Annotated in this window: 12 protein-coding genes; 3 read left to right on the top strand and 9 right to left on the bottom strand. The window is 61.7% G+C overall.

Annotated elements, in window-relative coordinates:
- Nucleotides 1-128: 128 nt before the first annotated feature.
- The 3 genes from gltX to N554_RS0116710 all read left to right on the top strand — a co-directional run bounded on the left by gltX (nt 129) and on the right by N554_RS0116710 (nt 3512).
- Complete coding sequence (gene gltX / locus N554_RS0116720) at nt 129-1553, top strand: glutamate--tRNA ligase (RefSeq protein WP_029584514.1); 1425 nt, start codon at nt 129-131, stop codon at nt 1551-1553.
- A gap of 160 nt (nt 1554-1713) precedes the next feature.
- A complete protein-coding gene (gene gltA, locus N554_RS0116715; protein ID WP_029584513.1) occupies nt 1714-3018 on the top strand; it encodes a citrate synthase in 1305 nt (434 codons plus the stop codon).
- 107 nt (nt 3019-3125) lie between these two features.
- The gene (locus tag N554_RS0116710) at nt 3126-3512 is read left to right on the top strand and encodes a GFA family protein (RefSeq protein ID WP_245283630.1); all 387 of its coding nucleotides are present in this window, start codon (nt 3126-3128) and stop codon (nt 3510-3512) included.
- Between the two features lie 101 nt (nt 3513-3613).
- Here N554_RS0116710 and N554_RS0116705 read toward each other — a convergent pair whose 3' ends face one another.
- The 9 genes from N554_RS0116705 to dxr form a co-directional block, all read right to left on the bottom strand.
- Complete coding sequence (locus N554_RS0116705; RefSeq protein WP_029584511.1) at nt 3614-4183, bottom strand: hypothetical protein; 570 nt, start codon at nt 4181-4183, stop codon at nt 3614-3616.
- 123 nt (nt 4184-4306) lie between these two features.
- Complete coding sequence (gene lpxB, locus N554_RS0116700; protein ID WP_029584510.1) at nt 4307-5497, bottom strand: lipid-A-disaccharide synthase; 1191 nt, start codon at nt 5495-5497, stop codon at nt 4307-4309.
- Nucleotides 5497-6354, bottom strand: coding sequence for an LpxI family protein (locus N554_RS0116695; RefSeq protein WP_029584509.1), 858 nt, complete (start codon nt 6352-6354; stop codon nt 5497-5499). Before N554_RS0116695 ends, lpxB begins: the two co-directional genes overlap by 1 nt.
- A 20-nt stretch (nt 6355-6374) precedes the next feature.
- The gene (gene lpxA / locus N554_RS0116690) at nt 6375-7178 is read right to left on the bottom strand and encodes an acyl-ACP--UDP-N-acetylglucosamine O-acyltransferase (protein WP_029584508.1); all 804 of its coding nucleotides are present in this window, start codon (nt 7176-7178) and stop codon (nt 6375-6377) included.
- 137 nt (nt 7179-7315) lie between these two features.
- Nucleotides 7316-7771 (bottom strand): 3-hydroxyacyl-ACP dehydratase FabZ, encoded by a 456-nt coding sequence (gene fabZ / locus N554_RS0116685; protein ID WP_029584507.1) that lies wholly within the window; start codon nt 7769-7771, stop codon nt 7316-7318.
- Nucleotides 7771-8838 carry a UDP-3-O-(3-hydroxymyristoyl)glucosamine N-acyltransferase gene (gene lpxD, locus N554_RS0116680; protein WP_029584506.1) on the bottom strand — a complete coding sequence of 356 codons (1068 nt, stop codon included), beginning with the start codon at nt 8836-8838 and terminating at the stop codon, nt 7771-7773. Before lpxD ends, fabZ begins: the two co-directional genes overlap by 1 nt.
- A gap of 32 nt (nt 8839-8870) precedes the next feature.
- Nucleotides 8871-11399 (bottom strand): outer membrane protein assembly factor BamA, encoded by a 2529-nt coding sequence (gene bamA, locus N554_RS0116675; RefSeq protein WP_029584505.1) that lies wholly within the window; start codon nt 11397-11399, stop codon nt 8871-8873.
- A gap of 164 nt (nt 11400-11563) precedes the next feature.
- Nucleotides 11564-12715: an RIP metalloprotease RseP gene (gene rseP / locus N554_RS0116670; protein WP_029584504.1), complete on the bottom strand. Its 1152-nt coding sequence runs from the start codon at nt 12713-12715 to the stop codon at nt 11564-11566.
- Between the two features lie 43 nt (nt 12716-12758).
- Nucleotides 12759-13982, bottom strand: coding sequence for a 1-deoxy-D-xylulose-5-phosphate reductoisomerase (gene dxr, locus N554_RS0116665; protein ID WP_029584503.1), 1224 nt, complete (start codon nt 13980-13982; stop codon nt 12759-12761).

The following is a 13982-nucleotide window of genomic DNA, read 5'->3' as shown; positions in this document are numbered from 1 at the left end:
ACACCAGAAATAACGGTATTAGTGTCCTTTCAAATCCGAAGTTCGCTCAAGAATGCGCCGCGAGGTATGGCGAACTTCGGATTTGGGACGCTAGTGCATGCCCTCTTTGTCCATATCCCGTTCCTGCAATGACCGATACCGTCGTCACACGCTTTGCCCCCTCCCCCACAGGCTTTCTCCACATCGGAGGAGCCCGCACGGCGCTGTTCAACTGGCTCTACGCACGCAAGCGCGGCGGCCAGATGCTGTTGCGTATCGAGGACACCGATCGGGAGCGATCGACCAGGGAAGCCATCGATGCCATCCTGGATGGGCTGAAATGGCTCGGGCTCGATTGGGACGGCGAGGTCATTTATCAGTTCAGCCGGGCCGCGCGCCACCGTGAAGTCGCGGAAAAATTGCTCGCCAGCGGCAAAGCCTATCGCTGCTACGCCACGCAGGAAGAACTCACGGCGATGCGGGAAAAGGCCCGTGCCGAAGGCCGTACCCGCCTCTACGATGGCATGTGGCGCGACCGCGATGCTTCGGACCCCCCGGCCGGCATGAAGCCGACAATCAGGCTCCGGGCGCCGCAGACCGGCGAAACCGTGATTGAGGATCAGGTCCAGGGCCGCGTGGTCTGGCAGAACGAGAACCTCGATGACCTCGTCCTGTTACGCGGCGACGGCAATCCGACTTACATGCTCGCCGTCGTGGTCGACGATCACGACATGGGCGTCACGCACATCATTCGCGGCGACGACCACCTGATCAACGCCGCGCGCCAGAAGCAGATCTATGACGCGCTCGGGTGGGACATTCCGAGCATGTCGCACATTCCGCTGATCCATGGGCCCGACGGCTCAAAACTCTCAAAGCGCCATGGGGCGCTCGGCGTGGATGCCTACCGCGCGATGGGATATTTGCCGGCGGCGCTGCGCAACTACCTGGTCAGGCTCGGATGGAGCCACGGCGATCAGGAGATATTCTCAACAGAGGAAATGATCAAAGCCTTCGACCTGCCGGCGATCGGCCGCTCGGCCGCGCGGTTTGACTTTGCCAAGCTGGAAAGCCTCAACGGTCACTACATCCGCCACTCCGACGATCAATCCCTCGTGACTGAGTTCGAAAGCGTGCTTGACTATGTACCCGTAGGTACCGAGCTCAAGGCCAAGCTCAACGACACCGCGCGCGCGCAATTGTTGCGGGCAATGCCGAGCCTCAAAGAGCGCGCCAAAACGCTGATCGAGCTGATCGACAATTCGTACTTTCTTTTTGCCGACAGGCCGCTCGCGATCGAGCCAAAAGCGGCGGCGTTGCTGACGCCGGAAAACCGCGAGCTGATCGGCCGGCTTCGTCAGGCGCTTGTGGGTGTGACGCCATGGACCTCGGAAACCACCGAAGCGGCGATGCGCGCCTTCGCCGACGCGAACAACCTCAAGCTCGGCGCGGTGGCCCAGCCACTGCGCGTGGCGCTGACCGGCCGTACTACCTCGCCGGGAATCTTCGACGTCCTGACGGTGCTGGGGCGGGAGGAATGCCTGGCCCGACTTGGCGATCAGGCCTCCTCATAGCGCGGTATCGCAGTCCGGGTGCGGCCGTCTTGCAGTGCAAACAGCAATAAGCTAACCCATTTAAGAGGTGCTTTCAGAACGCCCGGTTTCCCACGCCACCTGCCTCGCTATGGCGCGCCCGGCCGCCGGGTTTCACAACGATCTCATCGGGGATTACACGATGGACGCAACATCCAACACCAAAACCGCAACGCTGACGGTCGGCAACAAGACCTACGATTTCCCGATTTTGAGCGGCACCGTCGGGCCCGACGTGATCGACATCGGCAAGCTTTACGCCCAGGCCGGAATGTTTACCTATGACCCGGGCTTTACCTCCACCGGCAGCTGCCAGTCCAGGATCACCTACATCGATGGCGATGCCGGCATTCTGGAATACCGCGGCTATCCGATCGAACAATTGGCGGAAAAGGGCGACTTTCTCGAAACCTGTTATCTCCTGCTCTTCGGCGAGCTGCCGACGAAGGCACAGAAAGCCGATTTCGACAACCGCGTGATCCACCACACCATGGTTCACGAGCAGATGGCGCGGTTCTTCCAGGGCTTCCGCCGCGACGCCCATCCGATGGCGATCATGGTTGCCGCGGTCGGCGCGCTGGCGGCGTTCTATCACGACTCCACCGACATCAACGATCCGCGGCAGCGCATGATCGCGTCGATGCGCATGATCGCGAAGATTCCGACTTTGGCGGCGATGGCGTTCAAATACACCATAGGTCAGCCCTTCATATATCCGAAGAACTCGCTGAACTTCGCCGAGAATTTCCTGCATATGTGCTTCGCGGTGCCCTGCGAGGAATACAAGATCAATCCGGTTCTGGCGGACGCGCTGGACAAGATCTTCATTCTGCACGCCGACCACGAGCAAAACGCCTCGACATCGACGGTGCGGATCGCAGGCTCCTCCGGCGCCAATCCGTTCGCCTGCATCGCCGCCGGCATCGCTTGCCTTTGGGGTCCCGCCCACGGCGGCGCCAACGAAGCGGCGCTGGCGATGCTGGCCGATATCGGCACGGTCGATAAAATTCCTGAATTCATCAAAAAAGTGAAAGACAAAAACAGCGAAGTCCGCCTGATGGGTTTTGGACATCGCGTGTACAAGAACTACGACCCGCGCGCCAAGATCATGCAGAAGATGTGCCACGCGGTGCTGGCGGAGACCGGCCACGGCGACGATCCGATGCTGAAAGTCGCCATGGAACTGGAAAAGATCGCGCTGCACGATCAGTATTTCATCGATCGCAAGCTCTATCCGAACGTGGACTTCTATTCGGGCATCACGCTAAAGGCGATGGGCTTCCCCACTTCGATGTTCACCGTGCTGTTTGCGGTCGCTCGCACTGTCGGCTGGATCAGCCAGTGGAGCGAAATGATCGAGGATCCCCAGCAGAAGATCGGCCGTCCGCGGCAGCTCTTTACTGGCGCGACCCGCCGCGATTACGTCGATATCGGAAAGCGGAAGTAAGCGCGCAACCGTTTCGACAAGTAGAAAGCCGGATGCGGTCGCAGCGTCCGGCTTTCTGATTCCAAAGCCAGACTTTCGCGGGAGGCACCATGCTCACAGGAAGCTGCATGTGCGGAAGCGTCGCTTACGAAGTGGACGCCGAACCCGGCCGCATCGTCCACTGCCACTGCGCCACATGCCGCAAGGCGCAAGGCTCTGCCTTCTCTACGGTGACCAACGTGCCCCACGACCGTTTTCGCTGGGCCAAGGGAGAGAACCTGATCAGGGGTTTTGAGTCCTCGCCCGGCAAGAAGCGATACTTCTGCACGCAATGCGGGTCGCATATCGTCGCTGAAAGAGCGGGCACCGGCACCATCCTGCTGCGGATGGGGTGTCTGGACACGCCGATCACCCAGCGGCCCAAGGTGCATATCTGGCGATCGGATTGCGCGTCTTGGTTCGATCCAAAAGACCAGTTGCCGGAGTGGCAGGAAGGTACGGCGCCAAAGACCTGATCAGGGATCATGACGGGGAGTTTGGCGAACGACCGCAGGACGTGAAGTAAGGTGATGGGTTTCGCAAGTGCTCAACCCATCCTACGGGCTACGGGTTTGATCTAAGCCACCCGCGAGAACAGAGCCCCGGGCTCGAGGCGCCCTTGCTTCTCCATGTCGTCGAGCCACTCCTGCTGCGTCTGCACGGTGTCGGCGAGCAGGCTTTCGAGGATCGGCTTCTTGGCGAGAGTGGCGGCGAGCAGATCCGAGGGACTGAGTTCGTCCTTCGTCACCGCGCCGTAGCGCTCCAGTACGGCGTTGATGCGCGCGGCTCGGTTCGCCGCGAGATCTGGACCGATCATGCCGTCTGCGCCGAAATCGAGCTCTTCGCCGAGAAAGCCGTATTCGCTCGCGATTTCGACCGCTCCACTGTTATAGGTGCGCGCGATCACCTTGCCGTTGATCTTGATCTCGGTGTGGATTTTCGAAGCGTGATTATCGGCGCGCGGGTCGTCGGTCGGCGGCCCGAGTTCCGCACCTGATGTAAGAGCCTGCTGCGGCGTGAGAAGCGGATGCTCCGCGCGATATGCGGCCTTCATCTCCTCCGCCGTCATCTTTTCGAGCGGAGGCCGCGGCTCGATCGCCAGAGTCCGTGGCTGCGCCAGGAAGGAAGAAAGACCGTCAATGCTCATACGACCACTCCACGCGAAAAATCTACGCAGTGAATGATACGGAAAAGTTAAGAATTACGGTGACGGCAGGCGCAAATTCGCTGCCCCAGACACAATCCAATTGCCTGGTACTCCACGCCGGCGCTAACCCGCTCCCCGCGCCTTCCGCATGGCCGCCAGAACGATATCGGCCGCGCGCGTGCTCGGGGTCTGGTTGCCGGTCGACATGATCGCGTCGATTTTTGCGAAGGCGTCGACCTGTCGCCGCCGCGACGGAGAATCGCCAAGCACCTCGCGCAGCGCCTGCGACAGTTTCTCCGGCGTACAATTCTCCTGCAGGAATTCCGGAACGACGTTCTCGCCAGCCACAAGATTGGCCAGGATGACCGACTTCACGTTGATCGCGCGCCGCAAGATCCACGCCTCGATAGCACCGGTCCTGTAGGCCGTGACCATCGGCACGCCGGCAAGTGCAAGCTCCAGCGTCACGGTGCCGGACTTGGCGAGCGCGGCGCGCCCAATCCGAAACGCCGCCCGCTTCTCCTGCTCGCCGATTGCGATCCGCGGCTGCACCGGCCAGTTCTTCACGCCCTCCCGAACCGCATCCTGCAAATGCGGCATCGTGGGAAGGATCAGTTCGAACAGTGCGCCTTCGGCCCGCAACCGGCCGAGCGTCTCGCCGAAGACCGTCATATGATGCCTGATCTCGCTGCCGCGGCTTCCCGGCAGAACCAGCAGGACCGGCGGTTGTTCGTCCCGGCGCTTTTGCTCGTCGACGCCGGGCCGGAGCACGCTGATCTGCTCGGTCAGGGGATGACCGACATAGCTGCACGGCGGCCCCCGCAGCCGGCGATACTCCTCCGGTTCGAAGGGGAGCAGGGCAAGCACATGATCGACATAGGTGCGCATCGCACGTGCCCGGCCGGGCCGCCACGCCCAGACCGAGGGGGAGACGTAATCGATAATCGGGATCGAGGGATCGCGAGAGCGAACGCGCCTTGCCACCCGATGGGTGAAATCGGGGCTGTCGATGATCACGAGGATATCGGGTGAGGCTTCCGTGACGGCAGCGGCGGTTTCCCGGATCAGCCGCAAGATCTTCGGGAGTTGTTTCACAACCGCCGCCAGTCCGATGATCGACAGCTGTTCGATCGGAAACAGCGACGCCAGCCCTTCGCGCGCCATCGACCGTCCGCCGACGCCTTCGAACCGCACGGCGCCGCCGAGGCGCTGGCGCAATACCTTCATCAGGCTGGCGCCAAGCCGATCGCCGGATTCCTCTGTCGCGATAAGGAATATCTTTCGCGCGACGTTGGTCGTTGCTCGCGCCTGCATCACGCGGGCAAACCGGTCACGAAAAGGCCCGCGGCATCCGCCGCCTCGATCACGGACTGCGGGTCGACCACGATCGTGTTGCCGGCAACGATCGCAATCCCTGCAAGCCCGGCCACCGCCGCGCCCTCGACGGTTTGCGGTCCCATGGTCGGGAGATCGAAGCGCAGATCCTGTCCGCTCTTGGGCGCCTTCACCAACACCCCGCGGGCAGCCCTGGCTCGGATTCGGCCTTCCGCGCGCAGCCGCGCGACACGCGCCAGCAGCCCGTCGGTGCCTTCGATGTCCTCGACCCCGACGACGTGACCGTCGATCACGACGGCGGCCTGACCGATGTCGAAGGGACTGAGCGCGCGCAGCACCTCCCTGCCTCTGGCGATATCGGCAGCGGCACTTTCGTCGGGCGACTTGTCGGTGAGACATCCCTCGGGCATCAGGAGATCCGGGGCGACGTCCTTGATGCCCACCATCCGAAAGCCGTCCTGTTCGAGGATGCGGCCGATTCCAGACAGCAGATGATCATCTCCGCCCCGGAAAGCAGCCCACACCCGGCCGATGACGCGAAGCGTGCCCCAATCCAGGCGGATCTCGGATAGCGCCGGCCGCACCAGCGTGCCGATGAAAACCAGATCGCGGCAATCTTCGGCGCGAAACAGTTTTACGGCCCTGCCGAGTTGACCGACGGAAATCCAGTGATGACGAAAACGCTCCACGGCCACGGGATCGCAGGCGCCTTTCAGCGCGAAAAGGACGGGATTGATGCCGCGCGCGGTCAGGGAATCGGCAACCGCGAACGGCATCACGCCGCCTGCCGCGATCAGGCCGACAGGGGATGAAATCTCCAAAGCCTTGTTGGTCATGGGCTCCGGCAATCCCCTCATCAATGTCTGTCGTCGCCGTCAGCCGGAAGGCACAGCGCCCGATGCTGGCCGTCGCCGATGAAGGCCAGAATTTCCGCAATCGCCGGATCCTGGGCCGCTAACGGCTGCACTTCGTTCAGCCTGTCGGCAAAGATACCCGGTCCATGAAACAGCTTTTGATAAAACGAGCGAACCGTAGCAAGCCGCTCGCGCGTGAACTTGCGGCGCTTCATGCCGATGATGTTGAGCCCCTCGAGGCTGGCATACTGGCCGTTGACGAGGCCAAACGGAATAACATCGTTGCGCACGCCGCAGACGCCGCCGACCATCACCTGCGGCCCGATCCGAGTAAACTGATGCACCGCGGACAGCCCGCCGATGAAAACAAAATCGCCAATTTCGCAGTGACCGCCCAGCGTCGCCGAGGTTGCGAAGATCACGTCGTTTCCGACCTGGCAGTCGTGACCGACGTGGCTGCAGTTCATGAAATATCCGCGATCGCCGACGCGGGTGATGCCGCCGCCGGCCACCGTGCCGGCGTTCATGGTCACCTGCTCCCGGATGGTGCAGCTCTGGCCGATCTGAAGCTTCGTGAGTTCGCCGCGATAGCTCAGGGATTGCGGCGGGGTGCCCAATGAGACGAATGGATAGATCGTGCAGCCGTCGCCGATAGTGGTCTGCGCCGTGATGTGCACATGGGCGATCAGCCTGCAGTTCGCGCCGATCACGACGTGCGGGCCGATGATACAGTAGGGACCGATCGAGGTGCCCTCGCCGATCACAGCGCCGTCTTCAATCCGCGCGGTGGGATCGATTGTGCTCATGGTCCGGTATTCGCCAATATCGCCGTTGATGTGCTTGAGTTTTTGGTGGTTACCGCGACATCCCCGGACTGTCTAGTGACGTATGGTTACCTGTGTTTCGCAGTGTCCGGCGCCAGGCGTACCAACGGTTGTGCGCATCAGTCGGTCAGCATCGCGCCGACGTCGGCTTCGGCGACGGTGGTGCCGTTGACTTTGGCGTCGCCGTGAAACCACCACATCGATTTACGGTGGCCGATGCTGCGCATGTGGTATTCGATGATATCGCCGGGCATCACCGGCTTGCGGAACTTGCACTTGTCGATGGTCAGAAAATAGACCGCGCGCGGCTTCTCGGTGCCTTCGACCGACAGGATGCCGATCACCCCCGCCGTCTGCGCCATCGCTTCGATCATCATCACGCCGGGATAAACAGGGCGCTCCGGAAAGTGCCCTGTGAACGCCGGCTCGTTAAAGGTGACATTCTTGATGCCGATGCCGCTGTAGTCGCTCCGGATGTTGATCACCCGATCGATCAGCAGCATCGGATAGCGATGTGGAAGTGTTTTGAGGATGGTATTGATGTCCACGAGCTCAAATCTGACCGGTGCCTCCATCAGTCGCGCCTCTCGCCCTTCGGATCGGCCGTGCTATCGCGCACCAGACGCTCCAGCGCAACGATCTCCCGGAACCACTGTTTGGTCGGTTTTGCAAAGAAGCCGCCCCAGCGCCCGTTGGCTGGAATGTCATCCTTGACGGCGCTCATCGCCGTGACCTGGGCACCGTCTCCAATGCGAAGATGGTTGTTGATCCCCACCTTGGCGCCCAGTGCCACATTGTCGCCAATCGTCAGGCTGCCTGCGAGTCCTATCTGGGCCGCAAGCAGACAATGCCTGCCGATCGTCACATTGTGACCGATCTGGACCTGATTGTCGATTTTCGTGCCTTCGCCGATCACGGTGTCGCGAAGGCTGCCGCGATCGATGGTCGTTCCGGCGCCGATCTCGACGTCCTTCTGGATCAGGACCCGGCCGGTTTGCGGCACTTTCAGATGGCCATCCGGTCCAAAGAACACGAAGCCGTATCCATCCTGTCCGATGCTGCAGCCAGGATGGATCAGAACGTTGTCGCCGATCAGCGCGAACTGGATTGAGCAACGCGCGCCGACGTCGCAATCCCTGCCAATTCTTACATTGGCGCCGATGACAGCCCCCGCGCCGATGACGGTCCCGCTACCGATTTCAACGTTCGGACCGATCACCGCGAGTGGATCGACAATGACCCCATCCTCCAGATGCGCGGTCGAATCGATCACGGCCGAGGCTGCGATGCCGGCGTTGCCGAACCAGGATTGCGGGCGAAGCGCGCCGCTGTACAGCTCGCGCGCGATCTTGACGAATTCGCGGAACGGCTGGGCCGTGCGCAACACCGCAACATGCGCGGGGACACTGGCCTCGAAACGCTCGCTGACCAGACACGCCCCCGCCTTCGTCGAAGCAAGCTGGTCGGCGTATTTCAGGTTGTCGAAGAACGTCAGATGCATCGGGCCGGCTTCGTCGAGCGAAGCCAGCCCCCTGACCTGCTGGCCGCCCCGCGAGGCGTCGACCAAACGCGCCTTCGTCAACGCGGCTATATCAGCCAGCGTCGACGAAGGTGGTTGCTCGAAGAAAGTCGGCTGCGCCATTCCACCCGTCGCGGTCCGGCCGGTGATCGAACTCAGAACGATGTCCCGCCGCCGAACTTGAATTCCTGCACCCGGTCAAACTGACCCTTGCTAAGCGGGATTGCATAGTCGAAGCGGAGCGGACCGAACGGCGACGCCCAGATCAGACCGACACCGACGGAAGTGCGGACGACATTGCCGTTGTCAAACTGCAATCCCGTGCAAGTTCCGGAGGTCGCAACAGGCGTGACCGTTGAAGGAATACAGCCGGGCACATTGACTTCGTTCGTGAACGCCCACGACGTCGGTCCCTGGTAATCGAACAGGCCGCCCGCATCGGCATAGACAGCGCCCTTCAATCCAACTTCCCTCGGCAGGAACCAGAACGGCATCTGCAGTTCCGCCGACAGGCCCCAATATTTGGTACCGCCGAGCGCGTCCATCGTACCGAACGGATTGAGGTCGCGCGGACCGATGCCGTTCGGGGCAAAGCCGCGGACGAGGTTCGGGCCCATCTGGAAGTGGTCGAGCATCCGAATCTCGTTGTTGCCGATCTTGCTCAGGATGCCGCCCTGGGCGTGGATCAGCCCGACGATATCGGCCACCAGCGGCGTATAGTACTTCGCGTCCACCGCGGTTTTCAGGTACGTCACGTCGCCGCCGACGCCGGCGAAGTCCTGCTTGAAATCAATGAGCAGGCCGTCGGTCGGGTTCCTGTTGTTGTCCAGCGTGTTGTAATTCAGCGAATAGCCGACCGACGACGTCAGCGCCTTGCCGCTCTGCAGTTCCTTGCGGACCGGCAGCGATGCCTCGCCGTCGATGTAGCAGCCGAGACCGCTGGTCGAGACCAAAGAAATGCCATTGGCGTTAGCGAATGCCGGACTCGGGTTGAAATTCGGACTGTTCGGGTCGTTGTTACAATTCCGCAGGTTATCCGGCAGCGAGATTTCCTGCTGATAGATCGAATACCGGACCTGCAAGGCGAGATCTTCCCGGAGGCTGAAGCCGAGCCGCGGACTGAAACCGATTGTCTTGGTGCCGTACGAAATAAAGCTGTTTGCCAGCTGCTCGCGATAGAACGCGTCAAGGCCTAGCGCGACACGGTAGTCCAGCAGATAAGGCTCGACGAACGACAGCGAGAGACCGCGCGCGTACTGGCCATAGGTCACCGCCGCCTTCGCAAACAGCCCGCGTCCGAGGAAGTTACGCTCGGAAATACTGACCTCGCCGAGCGCGCCGTCGGTGGTCGAATAGCCGCCCGATACCGAGAAGTCGCCGGTGGATTTCTCTTGGATGTCGACGACGAGAACCACGCGATCGCTGGAGGAGCCGGGCTCGGTCAAGATTTTCACGGTCTTGAAGAAATCGAGGTTCTTCAGGCGGCGCTCGGCGCGATCGACCAGTGCGCGGTTGTACGCGTCGCCCTCGGAAATATCGAATTCGCGGCGGATCACGTAGTCCCGGGTACGGGTGTTGCCGCGCACGTTGATGCGCTCGATGTAGGTCCGCGGACCTTCGTCGATACCGAAGACGATCGAAACCGTATGCGCCTCGAAGTTGCGATCGCCGCGCGGACGCACGATGGCAAAGGCGTAGCCCCGCCGCGAGGCCTCGATCTGCATCTCCTCGACGGATTTCTCCAGTGCTTCGGCGTTGTAGAGCGACCCTACGTTGACGCGCGAGAAGCTGCGGAGCGCATTGGGGTCAAGGGTAGCAATGCTGGACTGAAACTCGACCGATGAAACCCGGTACTGCTGGCCCTCCTCGATCTTGAAGGTCACCAGGAAGCCCTTCTTCTCCGGATCGTATTCCGTGAGCGCGGCCACCACCTGCACGTCGGCAAAACCGTTTTTCAGGTAGAAGCGGCGAATCAGGTCGCGGTCGGCTTCGACCCGGTCCGGATCGTAGACGTCGCCACCGCCGAGAAAGCTCAGCAGGTTCGATTCGCGCGTCTTGATGATATCTCTAAGGCGATACGCCGAATAAGCGTTGTTGCCGATGAATTCGACCGACTTGATGCCGGTTTTCGCGCCCTCGGCGATGGTGAAGATCAGATCGACGCGGTTGTTCGGCTGTTCGATGATTTCAGGGGTGACGCGCACGTCATAGCGGCCGGAGCGGCGATAGATTTCGGCGATGCGCTGCGCATCGGACTGCACCATGGGGCGCGACAGCGTACCGCGCGGCTTGGATTGTATTTCCGCCGACAGCTGCTCGTCCTTGACCTTCTTGTTGCCCTCGAAGGCAATGCGGCCGATCACCGGGTTCTCGACCACCGTCACCACCAGCCGACCGCCCGCCTGGTTGATTCTCACGTCCTGGAACAGGCCGGTCTCGATCAAAGCCTTTAGGCCGTCATCGATTGAGCCCTGATCCAGGCGCCCGCCGGGGCCAGGCCTGAAATAGGAGCGGATGGTCTCGACCTCGACGCGCCGGTTGCCCTCGACCTGGATCGAAGACACGGTTTGGGCGGCGACAGGCGAGGACGCAAGCATGGCCGCCAGCGTGGCAGCGACCGGCGCGGCAAAGATAATCAGGGCGGCGGCCAATAGGCCTCCCCTGACTCGCATTCCAACATTCATGCGCCACGCGCCCTTGTCATTCCAGTGCCGGACCGTACCCTACGAACCGGCAGATTCCCACCAATTGCGCTGCTTGTAGACAATTTTACCGGGCTGGCAAACGGCCTATTGCAGTGCAATTTCAATTTCATTCCAATACGTTGCCTATCGGCCACGCCCCCACATCACGATGCGGCCAGATGGAGGATGTCGTTATAGGTGGCAAACACCATCAGCATGAGCACCAGGCCCAGCCCTATCCGGAACCCCATCTCCTGCGCCCGGTCCGACAGAGGACGCCCGCGGACGGCCTCGACCGCATAGAACAAAAGATGACCGCCATCGAGCAGGGGTACCGGAAACAGGTTCAATAACCCGATCGATATCGAGAGAACCGCCGCGAGATGCACCAGCGCGGCAACGCCGATGGTGGCGACCTGACCTGAAATCTGGGCGATTCGTATGGGGCCGCCGACCTGGTCGGCCGCTTCGCGCCCGGTAAAGACCCCGCCGATATAGGCCAGCGTACGGTCAACCACGAACCAGGTTTCCTTGACGCCAAGCAAGAGCGCGGTCGCGGGGTCCACACGCTCGGTCGTGACATCGCCGGCCGCGGTCTTGCGGGTAATGCCCAGCACGCCAAGCCGGTGCGCATTTCCGAACGGGTCTTTCACTTCCCGCAGTTCCGGCGTCGCGCGCAATTGCATCGCCGAGCCGTTGCGTTCGACAGTGAACACCAGTTCCTCGCCGGCCCGAGTGCCGACGATTCGCTGCATGTCGGAGAAACTGCCGATGCGTTTGCCGTCGATCGCGGTCACCACGTCGCCGGCCTGAAAACCGGCTCTCGCGGCGGCACTGCCCGCCTCTATCTGATCAACGCGCGCCGTCGTGCTCGGCTTGCCGAAGAAGGTGAACAGGCAGGTGAAGATCACGATCGCCAGAAGGAAATTGGCAATCGGGCCCGCGGCGACGATTGCCGCACGCGGTCCGACTTTCTTGTGGTGGAAACTGCCCGCGCGCTCTTCTTCGGTCATTCGGGAGAGCGTTTCGGACGACGGCGTAGAGGCTTCGCTTTCGTCGCCGAAGAACTTGACATAGCCGCCGAGCGGGATGGCTGAAATCTTCCAACGGGTGCCATGCCGGTCATTGAAACCGGCGAGTTCCGGACCAAAGCCGAGCGAGAAAGTTAACACCTTCACACCCGCCCAGCGGGCAACCAGGAAATGGCCAAGCTCGTGGAAGAAAACAACGATCGTAAGCACGAACAGGAAGGGAATGATGTAGCCGATCAGCCCATGGCCTAACGTATTGAAACTATGTAGAAAAAACTCGGGCATCCGATTTCCCTTAACCAGAGCCGGAGGCTCTGTCCTTAACCATCTAAGTTGCCTTTAAGGCAATTTGAGGCAAGAGGGTGGCAGCTTTATTTCGCGCGCTATGGTCAACGGCGATGGCATCGTCCGCGGACGTCAATGGCGCCAGATTGCCGGAACGTATCCAGTCATCCATCGTGGCTTCGACCAGCCGTGCGATCACGCCGAATTTGATCTTGCCGCCAATGAACGCCGCCACGGCCACCTCGTTGGCGGCGTTGTAAACCGTGGTCGCGCCGCGGCCGGTCCGCAGCGCATCGTAAGCCAGCCGAAGCGCCGGGAAACGATCGAAGGCCGGCGCCTCGAAGGTCAATTGTCCGATCTTGGCAAGATCGAGCTTCGCTGCCGGGCCGACAATGCGATCGGGCCAGCCGAGGCAATGCGCGATCGGCGTGCGCATGTCGGGCGCCCCCAACTGCGCGACGACCGAACGATCCGAAAATTCAACCATGCCGTGGATGATCGACTGCGGATGTACGAGCACGTCGATCTCGTCCGGCGTCAGCGCAAACAAATAGGAGGCCTCGATCACCTCGAGCCCCTTGTTCATCATCGACGCAGAATCGATGGTGATCTTCTGCCCCATGCTCCAGTTCGGATGTTTCAGGGCCTGCGCCAGCGTCGCCTGCTCGATGTCGGCGATGGCCCACGTCCGGAACGGTCCGCCGGATGCGGTGATGATAACCCGAACCAGTTCTTCCCGGTTGCCGGAACCCAGCGCCTGAAACAGCGCATTATGTTCGGAGTCGGCCGGCAGGATGCAGGCGCCGGCCTTCGCCGCACGCTGCATGAAGAAATCGCCGGCGCAGACAAGGCATTCCTTGTTCGCAAGCGCGACCGTTGCGCCGCGATCCACCGCCGCGAGCGCAGGCTTCAATCCGGCGGCGCCGCTGACCGCGGCCATGACCCAATCCGCCGGGCGTGCCGCAGCCTCGATGATCGCGCTTTCGCCTGCACCGCATTCGGTGCGGGTGCCGGCCAAGGCCTCTTTCAGTTCACCCAGACGAGCGGGATCGGCGACCGCCGCGAATCGCGCGCCGAATTCCTTTGCCAGCTTGGCGAGCCCCTGCACGTTGGTATGCGCGGTCAAAGCTTCGACCTGATAGCGATCGCGCGCCGCCCTCAGCAGGTCCATCGTGCTGTCGCCGATCGAGCCGGTGGCCCCGAGGACGGAGACGGTGCGCACGGCAGACGCCGCAGCCTTGTTATTACGCAACGGAACTGCGCTCAT

It is taken from the genome of Bradyrhizobium sp. URHD0069, from assembly GCF_000701345.1.
GTDB lineage: Bacteria > Pseudomonadota > Alphaproteobacteria > Rhizobiales > Xanthobacteraceae > Bradyrhizobium.
This window is presented reverse-complemented; position numbering and strand designations above follow the sequence as displayed.

What these genes read in the sequence shown, in the direction of transcription:
- gltA (WP_029584513.1), top strand. Translation starts at nt 1,714, where the DNA reads ATGGACGCAACATCCAACACCAAAACCGCAACGCTGACGGTCGGCAAC.
- lpxD (WP_029584506.1), bottom strand. Translation starts at nt 8,838, where the DNA reads ATGGCGCAGCCGACTTTCTTCGAGCAACCACCTTCGTCGACGCTGGCT.
- bamA (WP_029584505.1), bottom strand. Translation starts at nt 11,399, where the DNA reads ATGAATGTTGGAATGCGAGTCAGGGGAGGCCTATTGGCCGCCGCCCTG.
- rseP (WP_029584504.1), bottom strand. Translation starts at nt 12,715, where the DNA reads ATGCCCGAGTTTTTTCTACATAGTTTCAATACGTTAGGCCATGGGCTG.
- dxr (WP_029584503.1), bottom strand. Translation starts at nt 13,982, where the DNA reads ATGAGCGCAGTTCCGTTGCGTAATAACAAGGCTGCGGCGTCTGCCGTG.
- N554_RS0116695 (WP_029584509.1), bottom strand. Translation starts at nt 6,354, where the DNA reads ATGACCAACAAGGCTTTGGAGATTTCATCCCCTGTCGGCCTGATCGCG.
- lpxA (WP_029584508.1), bottom strand. Translation starts at nt 7,178, where the DNA reads ATGAGCACAATCGATCCCACCGCGCGGATTGAAGACGGCGCTGTGATC.
- N554_RS0116710 (WP_245283630.1), top strand. Translation starts at nt 3,126, where the DNA reads ATGTGCGGAAGCGTCGCTTACGAAGTGGACGCCGAACCCGGCCGCATC.
- lpxB (WP_029584510.1), bottom strand. Translation starts at nt 5,497, where the DNA reads ATGCAGGCGCGAGCAACGACCAACGTCGCGCGAAAGATATTCCTTATC.
- fabZ (WP_029584507.1), bottom strand. Translation starts at nt 7,771, where the DNA reads ATGGAGGCACCGGTCAGATTTGAGCTCGTGGACATCAATACCATCCTC.
- N554_RS0116705 (WP_029584511.1), bottom strand. Translation starts at nt 4,183, where the DNA reads ATGAGCATTGACGGTCTTTCTTCCTTCCTGGCGCAGCCACGGACTCTG.
- gltX (WP_029584514.1), top strand. Translation starts at nt 129, where the DNA reads ATGACCGATACCGTCGTCACACGCTTTGCCCCCTCCCCCACAGGCTTT.